At 73.4% G+C, this 18464-nt stretch carries 17 protein-coding genes and 1 pseudogene; 8 read left to right on the forward strand and 10 right to left on the reverse strand.

Features of this window, described 5'->3' with window-relative positions; genetic code table 11:
- Positions 1-1383: a dihydrolipoyl dehydrogenase gene (gene lpdA / locus ACTXG6_RS21565; RefSeq protein ID WP_445189601.1), complete on the reverse strand. Its 1383-nt coding sequence runs from the start codon at positions 1381-1383 to the stop codon at positions 1-3.
- A gap of 130 nt (positions 1384-1513) precedes the next feature.
- On the opposite strand from lpdA, the gene ACTXG6_RS21570 reads away from it, so the two are divergent.
- On the forward strand, positions 1514-1867 hold the full coding sequence (locus tag ACTXG6_RS21570) for an oxidoreductase (protein ID WP_445189602.1): 354 nt from the start codon (positions 1514-1516) through the stop codon (positions 1865-1867).
- A gap of 434 nt (positions 1868-2301) precedes the next feature.
- On the opposite strand, the gene ACTXG6_RS21575 is transcribed toward ACTXG6_RS21570, so the two are convergent.
- Both ACTXG6_RS21575 and ACTXG6_RS21580 read right to left on the reverse strand, forming a co-directional pair.
- Entirely contained in the window at positions 2302-2784 is a 483-nt protein-coding gene (locus tag ACTXG6_RS21575; RefSeq protein ID WP_445189603.1) for an OsmC family protein, read from the reverse strand.
- A 62-nt stretch (positions 2785-2846) separates the two neighbouring features.
- Positions 2847-4355: a leucyl aminopeptidase gene (locus ACTXG6_RS21580; protein ID WP_445189604.1), complete on the reverse strand. Its 1509-nt coding sequence runs from the start codon at positions 4353-4355 to the stop codon at positions 2847-2849.
- 156 nt (positions 4356-4511) lie between these two features.
- On the opposite strand from ACTXG6_RS21580, the gene ACTXG6_RS21585 reads away from it, so the two are divergent.
- Together ACTXG6_RS21585 and gcvT are read left to right on the forward strand one after the other, a co-directional pair.
- Positions 4512-6101, forward strand: a complete 1590-nt coding sequence (locus tag ACTXG6_RS21585; RefSeq protein ID WP_445189605.1) for a hypothetical protein — start codon at positions 4512-4514, stop codon at positions 6099-6101.
- 10 nt (positions 6102-6111) lie between these two features.
- A complete protein-coding gene (gcvT, locus tag ACTXG6_RS21590; RefSeq protein ID WP_445189606.1) occupies positions 6112-7257 on the forward strand; it encodes a glycine cleavage system aminomethyltransferase GcvT in 1146 nt (381 codons plus the stop codon).
- A gap of 46 nt (positions 7258-7303) precedes the next feature.
- Here gcvT and ACTXG6_RS21595 read toward each other — a convergent pair whose 3' ends face one another.
- On the reverse strand, positions 7304-8455 hold the full coding sequence (locus ACTXG6_RS21595) for a tetratricopeptide repeat protein (protein ID WP_445189607.1): 1152 nt from the start codon (positions 8453-8455) through the stop codon (positions 7304-7306).
- A 185-nt stretch (positions 8456-8640) separates the two neighbouring features.
- On the opposite strand from ACTXG6_RS21595, the gene ACTXG6_RS21600 reads away from it, so the two are divergent.
- Entirely contained in the window at positions 8641-9768 is a 1128-nt protein-coding gene (locus tag ACTXG6_RS21600; protein ID WP_445189608.1) for a branched-chain amino acid aminotransferase, read from the forward strand.
- Positions 9769-9934: 166 nt separating this feature from the next.
- Here ACTXG6_RS21600 and cobS read toward each other — a convergent pair whose 3' ends face one another.
- From cobS to ACTXG6_RS21615, 3 genes and pseudogenes are all read right to left on the reverse strand, one after another.
- Positions 9935-10675 (reverse strand): adenosylcobinamide-GDP ribazoletransferase, encoded by a 741-nt coding sequence (cobS, locus tag ACTXG6_RS21605; protein ID WP_445189609.1) that lies wholly within the window; start codon positions 10673-10675, stop codon positions 9935-9937.
- Between the two features lie 267 nt (positions 10676-10942).
- Positions 10943-11989, reverse strand: a pseudogene (gene cobT, locus ACTXG6_RS21610) (nicotinate-nucleotide--dimethylbenzimidazole phosphoribosyltransferase); the annotation flags it as partial.
- Between the two features lie 88 nt (positions 11990-12077).
- The gene (locus ACTXG6_RS21615) at positions 12078-12620 is read right to left on the reverse strand and encodes a bifunctional adenosylcobinamide kinase/adenosylcobinamide-phosphate guanylyltransferase (protein ID WP_445189610.1); all 543 of its coding nucleotides are present in this window, start codon (positions 12618-12620) and stop codon (positions 12078-12080) included.
- A 24-nt stretch (positions 12621-12644) separates the two neighbouring features.
- Between ACTXG6_RS21615 and ACTXG6_RS21620 the strand changes: the two genes are divergently transcribed.
- The gene (locus ACTXG6_RS21620) at positions 12645-12845 is read left to right on the forward strand and encodes a hypothetical protein (RefSeq protein ID WP_445189611.1); all 201 of its coding nucleotides are present in this window, start codon (positions 12645-12647) and stop codon (positions 12843-12845) included.
- Here ACTXG6_RS21620 and ACTXG6_RS21625 read toward each other — a convergent pair.
- The 3 genes from ACTXG6_RS21625 to ACTXG6_RS21635 all read right to left on the reverse strand — a co-directional run bounded on the left by ACTXG6_RS21625 (position 12784) and on the right by ACTXG6_RS21635 (position 15569).
- Entirely contained in the window at positions 12784-13767 is a 984-nt protein-coding gene (locus ACTXG6_RS21625; RefSeq protein ID WP_445189612.1) for a DNA-3-methyladenine glycosylase family protein, read from the reverse strand. The genes ACTXG6_RS21620 and ACTXG6_RS21625 overlap by 62 nt on opposite strands.
- Before the next feature lie 118 nt (positions 13768-13885).
- Positions 13886-14869, reverse strand: a complete 984-nt coding sequence (locus ACTXG6_RS21630; protein ID WP_445189613.1) for an aldo/keto reductase family protein — start codon at positions 14867-14869, stop codon at positions 13886-13888.
- 58 nt (positions 14870-14927) lie between these two features.
- Positions 14928-15569, reverse strand: coding sequence for a DUF3043 domain-containing protein (locus ACTXG6_RS21635; RefSeq protein WP_445189614.1), 642 nt, complete (start codon positions 15567-15569; stop codon positions 14928-14930).
- Positions 15570-15612: 43 nt separating this feature from the next.
- On the opposite strand from ACTXG6_RS21635, the gene ACTXG6_RS21640 reads away from it, so the two are divergent.
- The 3 genes from ACTXG6_RS21640 (at position 15613) to ACTXG6_RS21650 (ending at position 18434) form a co-directional block, all read left to right on the forward strand.
- Positions 15613-16761, forward strand: a complete 1149-nt coding sequence (locus ACTXG6_RS21640) for a glycerate kinase family protein (RefSeq protein WP_445189615.1) — start codon at positions 15613-15615, stop codon at positions 16759-16761.
- 203 nt (positions 16762-16964) lie between these two features.
- A complete protein-coding gene (locus ACTXG6_RS21645; protein ID WP_445189616.1) occupies positions 16965-17327 on the forward strand; it encodes a HesB/IscA family protein in 363 nt (120 codons plus the stop codon).
- Positions 17328-17492: 165 nt separating this feature from the next.
- Positions 17493-18434, forward strand: coding sequence for a carbohydrate kinase family protein (locus ACTXG6_RS21650; protein ID WP_445190070.1), 942 nt, complete (start codon positions 17493-17495; stop codon positions 18432-18434).
- Positions 18435-18464 lie beyond the last annotated feature (30 nt).

The raw sequence follows: 18464 nt of genomic DNA on the forward strand, positions 1-18464 counted from the left end.
CTAGCCGTGGGTGTGTAGGGGCTTGCCGGCGAGCGCGAGGTGCGCCTCGCCGAGTGCTTCGGTCTGGGTGGGGTGGGCGTGGATCAGCGGTGCTACGTCTTCGGCGTGGGCGTCCCAGTTGTAGATCAGCTGGGCCTCGCCGATCAGCTCGCCGACGCGGGCACCGACCATGTGCACCCCGACCACCGGGCCGGGGGTACCTGCCGCGCCCGCCTTGACCAGCTTCACCGCGCCGGCGGTGCGCAGGATCTGGCTCTTGCCGTTGCCGGCCAGGTCGTAGACCAGGGTCTGCACCTCGCCGAAGCGCTCCTTGGCCTGTGCCTCGGTGAGCCCGACCGAGGCGACCTCGGGTTCGCAGTAGGTGACCCTCGGGATGCCGGCGTCCTCGAAGACCACCGGGTTCAGCCCCGCGATGTCCTCGGCGACGAAGATGCCCTGCTGGAAGCCGCGGTGGGCGAGCTGCAGGCCGGGCACGATGTCGCCGACCGCGTACACGCCTTCCAGGTTCGTGCGCAGCCGCTCGTCGGTGATCACGAAGCCCCGGTCCATGGTGACCCCGGCCTCCTCGTAGCCGTGACCCGCCGTGTTGGGCCCGCGGCCGACGGCGACCAGCAGCAGGTCGGCCTCCAGCGACTCGCCGGACTCCAGCGTCACCGTCACGCCGTCGTCGGTCTGCTTGGCGCCGGTGAACTTGACGCCGGTCTTGGCGGTGATCTTGCGGCGGCGGAAGGCCCGCTCCAACTGCTTGGAGGCGAACTCGTCCTCGTTCGGCACCAGTCTCGGCAACGCCTCGACCACGGTGACCTGGGCACCGAAGCTGCGCCACACACTGGCGAACTCCACGCCGATCACCCCGCCGCCGAGCACCACGACCCGGTCCGGCACGACGTCCAGGGTGAGCGCCTGGTCGCTGGTGATGACGCGACCGCCGATCTCCAGGCCCGGCAGGCTCTTCGCGTAGCTGCCGGTGGCCAGCACGACATTGCGGCCGGTGTAGCGCTGCCCGTCGACCTCGACCACATTCGGGCCGACGAAGGTGCCGCTGCCCTCCACGTAGGTGATCCCGCGCGAACTGACCAGCCCCTGCAGGCCCTTGTAGAGCCGGCCGATCACGCCGTCCTTATAGCTGTTGACGCCGGCCATGTCGATCCCGGCCAGGGAGCTCTTGACGCCGATCTGGTCGCCGTCGCGGGCCGCGTCAGCGACCTCGGCGGCATGCAGCAGCGCCTTCGTGGGGATGCAACCCCGGTGCAGGCAGGTACCCCCGAGCTTGTCCTTCTCGACCAGGACCACGGAGAGGCCGAGTTCGGCCGCGCGCAGCGCGCAGGCGTACCCGCCCGATCCGCCTCCGAGGATCACCAGGTCGGCGGTGCTGTCGGCCACTTCGCACTCCCTGAATCGCGGGCAGGTTCTCAGTCATCTTGTCACCAATGCGGCGCCGGGAGAAAACGGCGCGTCCGGAACGTTGAACCAACATCAGCTCTAGCGGAACAAGATCGCGGATGGTGCGCGGATGAGCCTGTGGGATCGAATGCGGGGAGGCGCCGCTGGCGGTGGAGTGCGACGGCGGGCGAGCACCGGTGACAGCGACCATCTCCGCGCCTGGGCCGGTGCCCGGCTCGGGGTCGAGGCGTTCATCGAACCGAGGACCATGGTGACCGAAACCACGGTGCTCCTGGTGGCCAAGGACGGGGAGTGGACCCGACGGCGGGTGAGCGGCCCGGCCGCCGCCCGCAAGCTGGCCCGCTCGCTGGGCATCCCGATCTACGACGTGCAACTGCTCGGCTACCCGAAGCGGATGCGCGACTACGACGCCCGGCAGCGGGTGTTGCGCGACCGTGAGCGGCGCCGCGAGTTCGACCGCTGAGCGGGTCGTCCGGTGGGGAGCCGGTCGGGGTAGCCGGCACGCCGAGACCGTGGTCGACGGCGTCGCGCGTGGTCGTCGCCGCCGCGCGTGGGCGTCGCGCGTGGGCGTCGCCGCCGCGTATCGCAGGTGGGCGTCGCGCACGTCGCGTGGTGCCCGCGCACTTTGCGAGGGCGTCGCGCACCTTGAGGCGCCACGTCGCCTAGCTCGCGCGGTTCCCGCGCACCTCGCGTACTTCCCGCGCACCGTGCGACACCACGTCGCGCATCTCCCGTGGACGTCGCGCACGGTGCGAGGTGCGCGACGTCCACGCGGGGTGCCCGACGTCGCCGCCGAGCTGTCCCCAGGCCACGGCTGGCGCCGGCCACCGCTGGCGCCGGCCACCGCTGCCGCCGACCGACTGCGCCGGCCACCGACGCCACCGGACGGGCGCGGGGCTACACCGCCGAGTCGGCGGCGCTGGTGCTCGGCTGATGGTGGACCGGAAAGTTCACCGAGCGGGCGATGAAGCACATCTGGTGCGCCCGTTCGTGCAGGCCCGGCACCGCGTCGACCATGCCCGGATCGGCAACCGTCACCGCCGGCCGCAGGACGACCTCGGTGAATTCGCCGGCACCGTCCGCGTTCTCGGTCATGGTGCCCTCGGGACGGTCGGTGTACCCGGTCACCACCACGCCGGCGGTGGCGGCCAGGTGCAGGAACCACAGCAGGTGGCACTGCGACAGCGCGGCGACCAGCAGCTCCTCCGGGTTGTACCGGCCCGGGTCGCCCCGGAACGCCGGGTCCGAGGAACCCGGCAGCACCGGCTTGCCGTCGCCGCGCACCTCGTGGTCGCGGCTGAAGTCCCGGTAGCCGGACGTGCCGGTGCCGGTGTTGCCGGTCCAGGTGACCTCGACGGTGTAGCGGTGGGCGCGCGCCATGGGGCGACGCTACGGTGCGCCGCCCCGCGCGCTCAGCCGTTTTCCGCTCAGCCGTTTTCCGCTCAGCCGTTTTCCGCGATGTCGGTCAGCACGGCGGCCAGGGTGCGGACCGGCACCCCGGTGCCGCCCTTGCCCGTGTAGCCCCACGGTCCGCCGCTGTTGAAGGACGGCCCGGCGATGTCGATGTGCGCCCAGGGCAGCCCGTCCGCCACGAACTCGCGGAGGAACAGTCCGGCCGCGAGCATGCCGCCCCAGCGGTGACCGGTGACGTTGGCCAGGTCGGCCAGCCGGGAGTCGAGGTCGCCGCGCAGCTCCTCGGGCAGCGGCATCGCCCAGCCGCCCTCCCCGGTGGCCTTGGCGTGCGCGGCCACCCGGTCGCGGAACTCGTCGCTACCCATCACGCCGGCCGTCCGGTTGCCCAGCGCGACCATCTGGGCGCCGGTCAGCGTGGAGGTCTCGATCAGGTAGTCGGGGGAGTCCTCGGCGGCCCGGACGATGGCATCGGCCAGGACCAGTCGGCCCTCGGCGTCGGTGTTGAGCACCTCGACGGTCTTGCCGCCGTACATGGTCAGCACGTCGCCCGGGCGGTACGCCGTGGCGGACGGCATGTTCTCGGCCATCGGCACGGTCGCGGTCACCGTGATCGGCAGCCGCAGCTCGGCGGCCAGTGCGACCGTGGCGATCACCGCGGCGGCCCCGGACATGTCCGAGGTCATGTGGTCCATGTTGGCGGCCGGCTTGATCGAGATACCGCCGGTGTCGAACGTGATGCCCTTGCCGACCAGTGCCACCGAGGCGCGCGGCGAGTCGCCACCGGACCAGCGCAGCCGGACCAGCCGGGGCGGCCGCGACGAGCCGATGCCCACGCCGAGCACACCGCCGTAGCCGCCGTCGGCCAGCTCGCGCTCGTCGAGCACCTCGACCTCCAGCCCGGCACCGGCGCCGATGTCGGCGGCCCGGTCGGCGAAGCTGGCCGGGAACAGGTCGTTGGGCGGCGTATTGATCAGGTTGCGGGCGGTGCGTACCGCCCCGGCGATGGCGACAGCGCGCGTCAGTGCGTCGGTCGACTCCTCGTCCGACTTCTCGACGAGCAGCCCGAAGTTGCCCACCGGCTCCTTGCCGGCGCCGTTGGTCTTGTACGTGGTGAACGTGTACGCGCCGAGCAGGCTGCCTTCGACGGTCGCCGCGAGGTCCAGCCGGGCCAGCGTGCTGACCACGTGGCCGGTGCCGGCCAGCGCCCGTGCGGCCGAGCCGGAGGCCCGCCGCACCTGTTCGGCGGCCGCGGCGGCGTCCTGACCCGCCTTGGCGGCACCCAGCCCGACCCCGACCACCAGCGCGGCGCTCACCGCACCCCGGGACGGCAGCTTGACGACCTCGTCGGCCTTGCCGGAGGCGCCGGCCAGCGTCAGCAGCTCGAGCAGACCACCTGCCTCGCTGAAGGCGGCCACCACATCCTCGGCGCCGCCGGCCAGTACCGGCCCGTCGTCGCCGGTGCGTAGGCCGACAATCAGCGCGTCTGCCTCGGCGGTCGCGGCGGATCCGGTGACCAAGCTGAATTCGGGGGCGCTCACGTGACTCCTCATGGGTGCGGCTGCGGCGGGCTGCGGTGCCGCAACGAGACGGTCCGGGCGCCGATCCGGCCGGACAATGCGGATCGACTCCTGTTCGAAATGCTAATGACACCGGCGTGCGTCCGAACGGGCGATGTCCGATGCGAGGCTGATGAAATGCCCGTAGAGCCACGACGACGACACGGATCGGCCGACGCCGTCGTGCTCGGACTCGCCGCGATGCTGGGCACCGGGGTGTTCATCGTGTTCGCCCCCGCGGCGAGGTCGGCCGGCGCATGGCTGCCGCTGGCCGTCCTCCTGGCCGCCGCCGTGGCGGCGGCCAGTGCGTTCGCCGAGGCCGACCTTGCGGCCGAGGATCCCGGTCCCGGCGCGGGCTACCGCTACGGGCGGGAGCTGCTCGCGCCCTGGGTCGGGCGGGTCGCCGGTGTCGCCGCACTGCTGGCCGGCGCGGCGGCGGCGGCGGCCGCCGGCCTGGTCTTCGCCAACTACGTGCTGCCCGGCCACCCGAGGCTGGTGGCGGTGCCGCTGATCGTCGTGGTCTGCGCGCTGAACGTGTCCGGGCTGCGCTGGACGGTGCGCGGCGCGTGGGTGTTGGTGCCCAGCGTGTTCGTCGTGCTCGTCGTGGTGGTGCTGATCGGACTGACCCGGCACGTACCGGCGGACTGGTCGGTGACCGGGATGGCGGAGGGTGCGGCCGGCGACTCGGTGATGCCCGGCGGGGCGCCCGGGGCCGGCGCGCTCCCGCTGTCCGCCGAGGACGCGGTGCGGGCGGCGTACCCGGTCAACCTGTTGGGTGTACTCACCGCGGCCGGGCTGGTCTTCTTCGGGTTCGCGGGATTCGGCTCGGCGTTCCAGTCCGGCCAGCCACCGAGCCAGCCGGCGGTGCAGCTCGCGGTTCCGCTGCCGAGGCCGCCGGTCGTCCGGCCGGGGGAGCGGGGCGCGCGGTGGGCGCTCCTGGTCTTGCTGCTCCTCGCCCTGGTGAGCTATCTCGTGGTGGCGGCCGCGCTCGTACACACCCTGGACATCCCCCGGCTGGCCATCGAGACGGCCCCGCTGGCCGCCGCTGTCGGGGGCAGCGACACCCCGGCCGTCGGTGTGCTGGTCCGGGCCGGGGCCGCGGCCGCCACAGCGTGCGCGCTGTTCCGGCTGCTGGCCGGGGCGGGCGGTACCGCGTCGGCGATGTCCCGGCACCGTGACCTGCCCCGTCGGGTCGGCCCGCTCGGCGCGCGCGGCGTCCCGTGGATCGCGGAGCTGGTCGTGGCGGCCGGCGCGGTGCTGGTCGTGATGCTGAGCGGCCCCGTCATGGCGGTGGCGTTGGCCGCCTGCGCCGCGCTGGTCTACTTCGCGCTGGTCAACCTCGCCGCGCTGCGGCTGCCCTCGGGCACCCGGCGCTGGCCGGCCTGGACCTCGATGCTCGGGGCGCCGCTCTGCCTCGGGCTGGCCGTGCTGCTGCCGCGTACCCAGGTGTTGATCACGGCGGTGGTGCTGGTGGCCGGCTGTCTGCTCAGCACCGCGCTGGCCCGACGGGCCGCCCGGCCCGCGCCCGCTGACGGGGTGCTCCCGCCGGGCGTCGGTGGCGGACTGCGCTCCTCGGGCGCCGGCGGTGACGGCGGGTTGGCACTGGCCGGTAGTACCGGCGGAGTGCCGGCCGGGGAGGGCGGCGTGGCGCCGGACGGTGGTGTCAGCGGATTGGCACCGGAAGGTGGTACCGGCGGGTTGGCACCGGACGGCACCACCGGCGGGTAGCGTGCCGCCGGTGACTTCCTCCGACGGTGATCTCCGGCACAGCCCGCTGCACACCAGGCACGTCGCGCTGGACGCGGTGCTGGGTCCGTTCGGCGGCTGGACGATGCCCATCTCGTATCCCGACGGCGGGGTGCTCGCCGAGCACACCGCGGTGCGGGATGCGGTCGGCGTGTTCGACGTCAGCCACCTCGGCACCGCGTCGATCACCGGTCCGGCCGCGGTCGCGTTCGTCAACCGCTGCTTCACCAACGATCTGGAGCGGATCGGCGACGGTCAGGCGCAGTACACGCTGTGCTGCGCCGAGGACGGCGGTGTGCTCGACGACCTGATCGCCTACCGGGTGCGCGACGACGAACTGCTGGTGATGCCGAACGCGGCCAACGCGGCGACGGTGCTCGAGCGGCTGACCGCCGCCGCCCCGGACGGGGTGCGGGTCACCGACCGGCACTCCGAGCTGGCGGTGCTCGCGGTGCAGGGCCCGCACTCGGCGGCCGTGCTGGATGCGGTCGGGCTGCCCACCGAGCTGGACTACATGGCATTCCAGGACGTCAGCATCGAGTCGGCCGGGCTGACGAGCCAGGTATCGGCCGGTGGCGGTCCGGTGCGGGTCTGCCGGACCGGTTACACCGGTGAGCACGGTTACGAACTGGTGCTCGATGCGGAGGCCGCGCCGCCGCTCTGGGACCGGTTGCTGGTGGCGGCACAGGCACGTGGCGGCCGGGCCTGCGGGCTGGGCGCCAGGGACACCCTGCGCACCGAGCTGGGCTACCCGCTGCACGGCCAGGACCTGAGCCCGGAGATCACCCCGGTGCAGGCCCGATGCGGCTGGGCGGTCGGCTGGGACAAACCTGAGTTCTGGGGGCGGGACGCGCTGCTCGCCGAGCGGCGGGACGGGCCGGGGCGCCGGTTGACCGGGCTGCGGGCGACCGGTCGGGGGGTGCCGCGGCCGGGGATGACGGTGCTGGCCGGTGGCACGCCGGTGGGGTCGACCACCTCGGGCACGTTCTCCCCGACGCTGCGGGCCGGCATCGCGCTCGCGCTGCTGGACACCTCGGCCGGCCTGAAGAAGGGCGATGTGGTCAGCGTGGACGTGCGTGGCCGGGCGCTCGAGTGCGTCGTGCAGCCGCTGCCGTTCGTGCCGTCCCACGTCCGGTGAGCCGTCCCGCGTCCGGTACACCGGCCCGGGCGTCGGCGCCGGTGACTCAGGTCGCGGGGTCCCGATCGGGACCGTCGCCGGCCGGTTGGGCAGGGCCCTCGGTGCCCCGGGCCCGTGCGGCGCGTACCTGGGAGACCGTGCGGTAGGCGGCGTGCAGGTCGCCGCTGAACGCCTGCGGTTGGGTCGCGGCGAGCGCCTCGTGCAGGGTCACCGCCTCTTCGGCCGCCGCCAGCGCCTCGGTGAGGTCGCGCCCACAGGCCGCGCGGACCCGGGCGAACGCACACAGCGCCCGACCGAGTTGCTGGCGGTGGCCCACCGGGTCGGCCGGCGCCAGGAACCGGTGCAGATAGACGGACTCCTGGGTGGCGGCCAGCGCGGTGTCGAGCCGGCCGACCTCAGCCGCGGCCAGCCCCAGGTTGTGCAGCGCGCGGGCCAGCTCGGACTCGAACACCACCGGAGCAAGGCCGGCCAGCCGGCGGTAGCTGTCAGTGGTCTGCTGGGCGAGTTCGCAGGCCTGGTCCAGATCGCCCCGGGCTGCGAGCACCAGGCCGAAGTTGTTCAGCGCGGCGGCAAGGCAGTGTTCGAAACCGACCGGGTTGCTCCTGGCCAGCATCCGGTACAGCGCGTTGTGCGCGTGCAGCCGGCGCAGCGTCAGGATGGACTCCTCCGCCGCCGCGGTGGCCGCGTCGTGCTCGCCGAGCTCGGAGCGGGCCAGGCCGAGGTTGCTCAGTGCAACGGCCATCCCGACCCGCAGCCGGATCCGGTGCATCACCCGCAACCTGCTGTGCCGGGCGACGAGCTCGCGGTACAGCTCGACCGCGCTGGACAGGGCGGCCGCGGCCTCCTCGCGGCGGGCCAGCCGGGAGGACCACAGCCCCCAGGCGGTCAGCGCCAGCGCGAGCTCGGGGTGGTAGCGGGTCGGTTCGGACTTGGCCAGTCGGCGGTAGATCCGCACGACGCCCGAGACGCTGTCGCAGGCCTCCTCGAGGGAGCCGCCGCGGGCCTGTTGCACGGCCAGCGTCTGCTTCAGCCGCGCGGCCCTGGCCAGGTCGGACGTCGAGCCGGCCCATCCCTTGGGGGCCTGTTCGGAGCCGAGGTCCTCCAGCAGCGCGGCCATGCCGATGCTGAAACCCCGAACCGAGCCGTCCTCCAGCACCGCGCCGACCTCCACCACCAAAGTTGCCTTGACAACTTGCATTCTCCGTGACGTATGGGTGATTCGGCAGGTCCATGTTGTGGAAATCGCTAGCCCATCCGGCATTACTGCCTGGTAAGGGGTGGTGGCCGGGCCGTTCTGGTCTGTTTGCCGACCGAATACCACCAAAGTGTCCATGCAGTGGGAGGTCCAACCATCGGAGTTGCTACTCCGGCTACCGTGCACGTATGAGCACCAGCCCGCTGCCCACGTTCACCCGCACGCTGAACCCCGCGCCCGCGACCGCGCAGCGTCGCGCGGAGATTCTGGCCGACCCCGGCTTCGGCCGGTACTTCACCGATCACATGGTGACCATTCGGTGGAGCGAGGGCCAGGGCTGGCACGACGCGGAGGTAGTGCCGTACGGGCCGCTGTCCCTCGACCCGGCCGCGATGGTGTTCCACTACGGCCAGGAGATCTTCGAGGGGCTGAAGGCGTACCGCCAACCGGACGGTTCGGTGGCCTCGTTCCGCGCCGACGCCAACGCGGCGCGGTTCCAGGTCTCGGCCAACCGAATGGCCATGCCGCCGTTGCCCGAGGAGCTGTTCCTGCAGTCCCTGGCCGAGCTGATGAGCGTCGACGAGGCGTGGGTGCCGGCGGCCGGCGGCGAGGAGTCGCTGTACCTGCGGCCGTTCCTGATCGCCACCGAGGTGGGGCTGGGGGTGCGGCCGGCGGCGGAGTACCTGTACCTGCTGATCGCCTCGCCGGCCGGGCCGTACTTCACCGGCGGGATCAAGCCGGTCGACGTGTGGCTGGCCACCGACTACACGCGGGCCTCGCCGGGCGGCACCGGCGGCGCGAAGGCGGGCGGCAACTACGCGGCCTCGCTGCTGCCGCAGAAGCAGGCCGCCGCGAACGGCTGCGCCCAGGTCGCGTACCTGGACGCCGGCGAGCGCCGCTGGATCGAGGAGATGGGCAGCAACAACCTGTTCTTCGTCTTCGGCTCCGGGGACGATGCCGAGCTGGTCACCCCTGAGCTGTCCGGCAGCATCCTGGCCGGGATCACCCGGGACTCGTTGCTGGTGTTGGCCCGGGAGCTGGGTCTGCGGGTCAGCGAGCGGCAGGTGTCCGGTCAGGAGTGGCTGGAGGGCGCGGCCGACGGCCGCATCACCGAGGTGTTCGGGTCCGGCACCGCCGTGGTGATCAGCCCGATCGGTGCGGTCAAGCACAACGGCGGCACCGTGCGGATCGGCGACGGCACGCCCGGCCCGGTCACCACGCGGCTCCGCGCGCTGCTCACCGAGATCCAGCTCGGCACCGGTCCGGACCCGCACCACTGGATGCAGCCGCTGACCCAGGCCCGCGTCAGCGCCTAGGACCCCCGGCCTGCGGGGCCGCACGGGCCGCACGGGCCGTACCGCGTGTGGCTGGCACAGACCGGGTGCGGGCCGCACAGACCTTGCATGGTCTGTGCGGCCATGACCAGGTCTGTGCCGGCCCCAACCAGGGGCGGCGGCCCGGGGGCGGCGGCCCTGGGTGCGCCTAGGCGGTGGCGGTGACCACGAGGACGACGGTGGTGGCGAGTTCGGCCGCGGCGCCGAGAACGTCCCCCGTGACACCGCCGAACCGGCGCCGGGTGTGCGCGGACAGCCCGACCACCAGGGCGGCGGCGAGTAGTACCGCCAGCGGCCCCTGCCAGGGGCGGGTCGGTACGGCGGTGACCGCGGCGGCGGCCAGCACGAGCATGGCCAGCGCCCCGATCGGCCACGGCTGGGTACCGGCGACCAGAGCGCCCAGCCCGTCAGGCCGGGCCGCCGGCACCCCGCGCCGGCAGCACCAGGCGAACGCGCAGCGGCCGGCGACCACGGCGAGCAGCACCGCCGGCCAGCGCCCCGGTTCAGCCGCCAGCCGGGCCAGCGCACCGGCCTGCAAGCCGAGCGTCAGCACGAGCGTGACCACCGCGAACGGTCCCGCTCCGCCGTCCCGCATCACGGTGAGCGCGCGCTCCGGCGGCCCGTAGCAGCCCAGCCCGTCGGCGGTGTCGGCCAGCCCGTCCAGGTGCATGCCCCTGGTAGCCAGGGCCAAGGCCGCCAGCACCAGCAACGCGGCCACCACGGCCGGCACGCCCAGCCAACCGAGCCCGTACAGCAGTGCGGTCGCGGACCCGCCCAGCAGCACGCCCGCTGCCGGCGCCCAGCGGATCGCCGACGCGGCCACCCGCCGGTCCACCGTGGCGGGGCCCGGCACCGGCAGCACGGTGAGCCAGCTCAGAGCCAGCCGCAAGCCGCCCACCGGTCAGCCGGAGACCTGCTCGGCGGGGCCGGTGGGGTCGGGCGCGACGCGATCCCGCGACTCGGCTGCCCCGGGCTCTGCGGCTGCGGGCTGGCTGGCTGCGGGTTCGCGGGCAGCGGGCTCGGCGGCCGGGGGCTCGCTGGCTGCGGGTTCGCGGGCAGCGGGCTCGGCGGCCGCGGGCTCGCTGGCTGCGGGTTCGCCGGCCCCGGACTCGGCGGCCCCGGGTTCGCCGGCCCCGGACTCGGCGGCCGGCGTCTCGCTCACGCCCGCGTCGGCGAAAGTGGCCATCTCCGCCAGTACCCGGCCGGCCATCAACACCAGCGGCAGCGCGGTGAGCGCCCCGGAACCCTCGCCGAGCCGCATCCCGAGGTCGAGCAGTGGCTCCAGCCCGAGGTGCTCGAGCGTCAGCATGTGGGCCGGCTCAACGGAGCGGTGCCCGGCCAACCACCAGGCCCTCGCGCCCGGAGCCAGCTCCTCGGCGACCAGTGCGGCCGCTCCGACGACCACGCCGTCGAGCAGCACGGGGGTGCGCCGGACCGCGGCCTGGGCGAGGAATCCCGCCATGCCGGCCAGGTCGGCGCCACCCGCGGTACGCAGCAGGGCCAGCGGCTCCCGGACCACCGGGCGGGCCCGGCGCAGCGCGTCCCGGATCGCGGCCGCCTTGCGCATCCAGCCGGCGTCGTCGATCCCGGTGCCCCGGCCGACCACCGCAACCGGTTCCGCCCCGGTCAGCGCCGCGACGAGTACCGCGGCCGGCGTGGTGTTCCCGATGCCCATGTCACCGGCGATGAGCAGGTCGGCACCGCTGTCGACCTCCTCGTCCGCGATCGCCCGACCGGCGGCCACGGCGGCCTCGACCTCGTCCTGGCTCAGCGCGTCCTCGATGTCGATACGGCCGCTGGACCGACGCACCTTGTACCGGGTCACCTGAGCCGGCAGCGCCTGCGCGACCTCGGCGGGGGAGTCGACAGCGAGGTCAACCACCCGCACGGTGGCGCCGGCGACCGAGGCGAGCACGTTCACCGCCGCGCCGCCGGCGAGGAAGTTCGACACCATCTGGCCGGTGACCTCGGGCGGGTAGGCGGAGACGCCGTGCCGGGCCACCCCGTGGTCACCGGCGAACACCACCACCCGGGGCCGGGCCAGCGGCCGGGGCGGGCAGTGACCCTGGCAGGCCGCCAACCACACACCCACCTGCTCGAGCCGGCCGAGTGAGCCCGCGGGTTTGGTCAGCTGGGCGTGCCGGGCCCGCGCCTGCTGGCCGGTCAGCTCGTCGGGAGGCGCGATCGCCGGAAACTCCACCATGCGTCCAGCATCGTCGACTTCGCCGCGGGCGCGGCACCCGGGGCTGTGCTCCGGCGGGACACCAGCCGCGGCCGGGCCCGGCCCACACTCAGCGCAGCCGCAGCGGGATGCCGGCCACCAGCAGCAGGACCTCGTCGCAGACCTGGGCCAGCCGGGCATTCAGCGCGCCGAGCTCGTCGCGGAACAGCCGGCCGGACCGGGTTGCCGGCACCACGCCCAGCCCGACCTCGGCGGACACCAGCACCAGCCGACCCGGGCACCGGCCGACCGCGTCCACCAGCGCGTCCACCTCGGCGCCGGCCACCGCCAGTGCCTCCGGGGCGCCGTCCCAGGCGGCGGCATCGTCCAGGACCCCGGTCAGCCAGGTGGCCAGGTCGTCGACCAGCAGCGATGCGTCGGCCGACCGCGCGAACTCGCCGACCAGGTCCGAGGTCTCCACGGTCAGCCAGCCGGCCGGTCGCCGGGACCGGTGCGCGTCGATCCGCGCGGTCCACTCCGGGTCGTCCGGCCGGGTCCGCCCGGTGGCCACGTACCGGACCGGCAGATCAGCGGGCAGCAATCCTTCGGCGTGCGCCGACTTGCCGGACCGGGTGCCGCCGAGAACAAGGGTGCGTCGCGCGGCATCTGGCACCCGGGCACGCTACCGTCCGCACCTGTGACCTTCCGCTGGCGATACCTGGACGATGCGGGCGAGCAGACCACCGGTCCTGACGAGAGCTTCTCCGACCAGGCCGAAGCGGAGTCCTGGTTCACCGACGTCTGGCCGGAGCTGCTGGACGACGGCGTCCACGCCGTTACCCTGCTCGACGGTGACGCTGAGGTGTACGGGCCGATGAGCCTGCACGAGCAAGGCTGACCGGAGCATCCCGGCCGGCGCCGCCCGGGTCGCCGAGCCAGCTCAGCCCGGTCCGGACGTGGTAGCCCCAGAGCCCGATCTGGTCGCCGTAGCGCGCGGCCAGGTCGGACATCGAGACCCCTGGGCCGTACAGCGCATCGATCGCCCTGGTGAACGCCGGCAGCGGCGCCGGCACCACGTCCAACCGGCCGAACACCCGCAGCGCGATCCCGCTCGCGGTGAACTCACCCACGCCCCGGACGCGCCGCAACTCGGCGAGCAGCTGGTTGGTCGGCGCCTGATAGCCCCACTCGGCCGGCCAGCTCGCCAGCCGGTCGAGCACGGCGGCCAGGTACTCGGACTGGCGCAGGTTCGCGGTGAACGGCGCGAGCTCGCCCACGGTCAGCCCGGCGAGGCGGTCGAGCGTGGGGAAGGCCCGGTAACTGGTGCCGTCGAGCTCGAGGACCGGGCCGTAGACACCTGCCAACCGCCGTTTGCGCCCGCCGGCCTGGACCTGCGAGGTGCGCTGCGCGAGCACGAAGTAGCAGGCCCCCTCGGCCACACTGACGAACCGGAGCTGGTGCAGGCCCTCGGTCTCGGCGAGCACCGGCGCCATCGCCGGATCAGCCCTGGCCGAGGCCAGGAACGACGTCGGGTCGTCGGCAAGGGACAGCCAGCGGCTGACCGAGGTGGCCACCTCCTGGTGTTCCGAGGCGGTGACCGGGCCGGCGCTGTGCACGACCAACGAGACGCCCCCGCCGGCCGGGCCGATCTCGGCGACCACCGCGCGCCCGCCGGTGAGCGCAACGGCCTTACGCACGGTGCCGGCGCTGACCTGCTGCTCGCCGGCGCACGGGGCGAAACCGGACATCGCGCGCACGGAGAGGGCCAGCTCGTAGGGCGGGGCCGCGGTCAGGGCGACCGGCGGGGTGCTGTGTGACATGGCCGACAGCGTGCCAGCGGGGTCCGACAGTTTTCGCGCGAGCACCTCCGACCCGGGCAGGCTGAGCACCTCCGAACGAGGTGGCTGAGCCGGACGCCGAGGGCCGGGCCTGTCCGGCCTAGCCGACCCGCTCCGGATCGCGCTGCGGCACGTCACCGAGCACCTGGTCGACCCGGTGCAGCAGTTCGGCGTCCAATGTCACACCGGCGGCGGCCACGTTGTCCTTGATCTGCTCGGGCCGGGTGGCGCCGACGATGGCCGAGGCCACGTTCTTGTTCTGCAACACCCAGGCCACCGCGAAGGCCGCCATGCTCAGCCCGGCCTCGGCGGCCAGCGGACGCAGTTCCTGGACCCGGGTCAGCACGTCCTCGCGCAGCCACCGGGAGATCATCTGCGCGCCACCGGAGGTCTCGTCGGTGGCCCTGGACCCCTCGGGTGGGGCGGCGCCGGGCCGGTACTTGCCGGTCAGCACCCCCTGCGCGATCGGCGACCAGACGATCTGGGAGATTCCCTCGCGCTCGCAGGTGGGCACCACGGCCGGCTCGATGACCCGCCAGAGCATGGAGTACTGCGGCTGGTTCGAGATCAGCGGGATCCGCAGCTCACGGGCCAGTTCGGCGCCGGCCGCGATCTGCTCGGGATTCCATTCGGACACGCCGATGTAGAGCACCTTGCCGCTGTGCACCAGGTCGGCGAACACCGACATGGTCTCCTCCAGCGGGGTGCTGGAGTCGTAGCGGTGTGCCTGGTAGAGGTCCACGTAGTCGGTGCCGAGGCGGCGCAGCGAGTTGTGGATCGACTCGGTGATGTGCTTGCGGCCGAGCCCCCGGTCGTTCTGTCCGGTGCCGGTCGGGAAGTAGACCTTGGTGAAGATCTCCAGACCCTCCCGGCGCTGACCGGCCAGCGCGCGGCCGAGCACCGCCTCGGCCCGGGTACCGGCGTAGACGTCGGCGGTGTCGAAGGTGGTGATGCCCGCGTCGAGGGCGGCGCGCACGCAGGACACCGCCTGGTCCTCCTCGACCTGACCACCGTGGGTGATCCAGTTGCCGTAGGAGATGGCGCTGACGGTGAGGCCACTTCGGCCGAGGCGACGGAACTCCATGATTCGGACCCTACGCCCGGCCAGGGGCCCCCGCCCGCCGGTCAGCCGGTCGGCCGGGTCAGACCTCGGCGCCGATCTTCACCCGGGGCTTCGGGACCCGGAGCTTGCGCAGCTGGCTGGCCCGACTGAAGGAGTACCAGCCGATGGCGACGCCGCTGACCTGCTCCTTCGGGAACTTCTCCCGGGCCGCCCTGGTGACCCGGCGCCCGAGCAGCACACCCTCCAGCACGATCGCGGCGAGCATGGCCATGCAGAACAGGCTGACCATGCTCTGCAGCCGGGGGACCGGCACGATCAGCGACACGAACACCAGCGCGGCGAGCGGCATGAACAGCCCGATCAGGTGCCGACGGGAGTCGACCACGTCACGCACGTAGGCCTTGACCGGACCGCGGTCCCTCGGCATCAGTGCGCGCTCGTCGCCGGCCAGCATCCGGGCCCGTCGCCCCGCCGCGTCCTGGCGACGCTCGGCCCGGCTGGCGCGGTTCTGGCGGGCCAGCTTCTGGGCCTCGCGCTGGGTCTTCGGTGGCGGCGGAGCGGGGCCGCGGCGCTTGGTCTCCGCTTCACGGCGCTTCGGGGTCGGCCGGCCCTTGCCCGCGGTGTGCCGCCGGCCGAGGGCATCGGTGATGGTCTCGCTGCCGTCTTCGGAGGTAGCCGCCCCGACCGCGTCGTCGGAGTTGCGGCGGCGCAGAAACTTCACAGCGTCAACCATACGGCTCGACAGGCCAGGTAGCGTCCAGCGGGTGCGCATTGTGATCGCCCCGGATTCGTACGGCGGCACCCTGTCGGCAACCGAGGCGGCCACCGCGATCGCCGAGGGCTGGCACCGGGTCGCGCCGGCCGACGAGACGCTCGAGCTGCCGCTCGCGGACGGCGGCACCGGCTTCCTCGACGTCCTGCATGCGGTGCTCGGCGGCGAACTGCTCCCGCTGCAGGTCACCGGGCCGCTGGAGGGCAAGCCGGTGTCGGCGCACTGGCTGAAGGTCGGCGAGGTCGCCTATGTGGAGGTCGCCCAGGCCTGCGGGTTGCACCTGGTGCCCCGTGAGCGCCGCGTGCCGGCGGTGGCCAGGGCGGCGAGCAGCCGGGGCGTCGGCGAGCTGATCGCCGCGGCGGCCGCCGACCCCGAGGTGACCCGGATCGTGGTCGGGCTGGGCGGGTCGTCCAACACCGACGGTGGTGCCGGCGCGCTCGCCGTGCTGGGCGCCCAGCCGCTGGACGGCGCGGGGGAGCCGCTGCCCGACGGCGGCGCCGCCCTGGCCCGTTGCGCCGCGCTGGCCGGACCGCCGGTACTGCCAGCGCGGGTGCACCTGGTGCTGGCCGCCGACGTGGACAACCCGCTGCTCGGCCAGCACGGCGCGGCGGCGGTGTTCGGCCCGCAGAAGGGCGCGGACGCCGACGCGGTGACTGAGCTGGACGCGGCGCTGGGGCACTATGCCGAGGCACTGGCAACGGCCGTGCACCGGGAGCTGACCGACCTGGTCACCGCGCCGGGCGGCGGGGCGGCCGGTGGGCTCGGCGCGGCGCTGCTGGCCTGCGGCGGCGAGCAGGTGTCCGGGGCCGGCCTGGTCCGCGAGCTGTCCGGGCTGGACACCGCGCTGGACAGCGCCGACCTGGTGCTCACCGGCGAGGGCAGCTTCGACTGGCAGTCGCTGCGCGGCAAGCTGATCACTGCCGTCGCCTCGGCCTCGGCCGCCCGGGGCGTGCCGTGCCTGGTGCTGGCCGGTCAGGTCAGCGTCGGCCGGCGGGAGGCGGCGGCCGCCGGGGTGGAGGCCGCGTACTCGGTGTCCGAGCATGCCGGCGGCGTGGAGGCCTCGATGGCGGACCCGGCCGGCACGCTGGCCGCGCTGGCCGAGCACCTGGCCGGCCAGTGGCGCACCCCCGGCAGCGCCTGACCGGCCAGTGGCGCAACCCCGGCAGCGCCTGACCGGCCCGACACCGATTCGTGCAGCGCCTCACGATGCCCGGGTAGCATTCCGTGTGTCACCATGAACTACAGGCAACAGCGCGGGGCGGAACATTCAGGACAACGCTTGTGTTGTTTTTGGCGTTGGACGGGTGAGGACCCGCTACGTGAGCGAACGGCGAGGGAGAGCAGATGTCGGTCGACAACAGCACCACCACCACTGAGCAGACGCATGGCGTGGAGCTGACTGAGGCGGCCGCGGTCAAGGCGAAGGCGCTGCTGGACCAGGAGGGGCGCGATGACATGCACCTGCGCATCGCGGTGCAGCCGGGCGGCTGCTCTGGCCTGCGTTACCAGCTGTTCTTCGACGACCGCTCGCTCGACGGCGACATCTACCGCGACTTCAACGGGCTGCGGGTCGGGGTGGACCGGATGAGCGTGCCGTACCTGCAGGGTGCGGTCATCGACTTCGTGGACACGATCGAGAAGCAGGGCTTCACGATCGACAACCCGAACGCGGGCGGCTCGTGTGCCTGCGGCGACTCGTTCAACTAGAGACGCATCCAGGCCTGGATCCACAGCGGCCGGGGTGCGGAGCGATGGCTCCGCACCCCGGCCGCTGTTGTGTGAATTGCTGACCTCGGACAGGTCGCGTCTGCCACGGTAAGGTGACCCATCGTGCCCATCGCAGTGACCGGATCCATCGCGACCGACCACCTCATGCACTTTCCTGGCCGGTTCGCCGACCAGTTCGTGCCCGACCAGCTGGAACGGGTGTCGCTGAGCTTCCTCGTGGACGACCTGGTGATCAGGCGCGGCGGGGTGGCCGGGAACATCGCGTACGCGATGGGGGTGCTCGGGGAGCGGCCGCTACTGGTCGGTGCGGTCGGCCCGGATTTCGCCGACTATCGCGCCGAACTCGAGCGGGTCGGGGTGGACTGCACCCGGGTGCACGTCTGTGACGATGTACACACCGCCCGGTTCATGTGCACCACCGACTCCGACATGCGGCAGATCGCGTCCTTCTACACGGGCGCGATGGCGAGGGCCTCGGAGATCTCGCTGAGCGAGTGGGTCGGCGGGCCCGGTGGGCCCGACCTCGTGCTGATCGGGGCGAACGACCCCGACGCGATGCTGCGGCACACCCGCGAGTGCCGGGAGCTCGGCGTCGCGTTCGTCGCCGACCCGTCCCAGCAACTGGCCCGCATGGAGGGTCCGGCGATCCGCCAGCTGGTCGAGGGCGCCCGGTACCTGATCACCAACGACTACGAGTGGGAACTGCTGCTGCAGAAGACCGGCTGGACCGAGGCGCAGGTTGCCGAGCGGGCTGAGGTGCGGATCACCACACTCGGCGAGCACGGCGCGCAGCTGGTCGGCCGCGACGGCTTCGAGCTCAAGATCGGTGTGGTCCCGGAGACCGGCAAGGTCGACCCGACCGGGGTCGGGGACGGGTTCCGCGCGGGGTTCCTGGCCGGGATCGCCAACGGGTTGTCGCTGGAGCGGGCCGGGCAGCTGGGTTCGCTGGTGGCCGTGAACGTGCTGGAGACCGACGGGCCGCAGGAGTGGACCTGGGGCCGGGACAGCTCCGTGGCCCGGCTGCGCGACGCCTACGGCCCGGACGCCGCCGACGAGATCGCCGCCAGCCTGCCGGCGCGGAACTGAGCCGGAGCTTGAGTGGGCCCGGCACAGACC

The organism is Pseudonocardia sp. Cha107L01 (assembly GCF_052566575.1).

Coding starts and splice junctions, on each gene's coding strand:
- ACTXG6_RS21650 (WP_445190070.1), top strand. CDS start 17,493: ATGCACTTTCCTGGCCGGTTCGCCGACCAGTTCGTGCCCGACCAGCTG.
- ACTXG6_RS21600 (WP_445189608.1), top strand. CDS start 8,641: ATGAGCACCAGCCCGCTGCCCACGTTCACCCGCACGCTGAACCCCGCG.
- ACTXG6_RS21595 (WP_445189607.1), bottom strand. CDS start 8,455: ATGCAAGTTGTCAAGGCAACTTTGGTGGTGGAGGTCGGCGCGGTGCTG.
- ACTXG6_RS21625 (WP_445189612.1), bottom strand. CDS start 13,767: ATGTCACACAGCACCCCGCCGGTCGCCCTGACCGCGGCCCCGCCCTAC.
- ACTXG6_RS21585 (WP_445189605.1), top strand. CDS start 4,512: ATGCCCGTAGAGCCACGACGACGACACGGATCGGCCGACGCCGTCGTG.
- ACTXG6_RS21570 (WP_445189602.1), top strand. CDS start 1,514: ATGAGCCTGTGGGATCGAATGCGGGGAGGCGCCGCTGGCGGTGGAGTG.
- ACTXG6_RS21630 (WP_445189613.1), bottom strand. CDS start 14,869: ATGGAGTTCCGTCGCCTCGGCCGAAGTGGCCTCACCGTCAGCGCCATC.
- ACTXG6_RS21575 (WP_445189603.1), bottom strand. CDS start 2,784: ATGGCGCGCGCCCACCGCTACACCGTCGAGGTCACCTGGACCGGCAAC.
- ACTXG6_RS21645 (WP_445189616.1), top strand. CDS start 16,965: ATGTCGGTCGACAACAGCACCACCACCACTGAGCAGACGCATGGCGTG.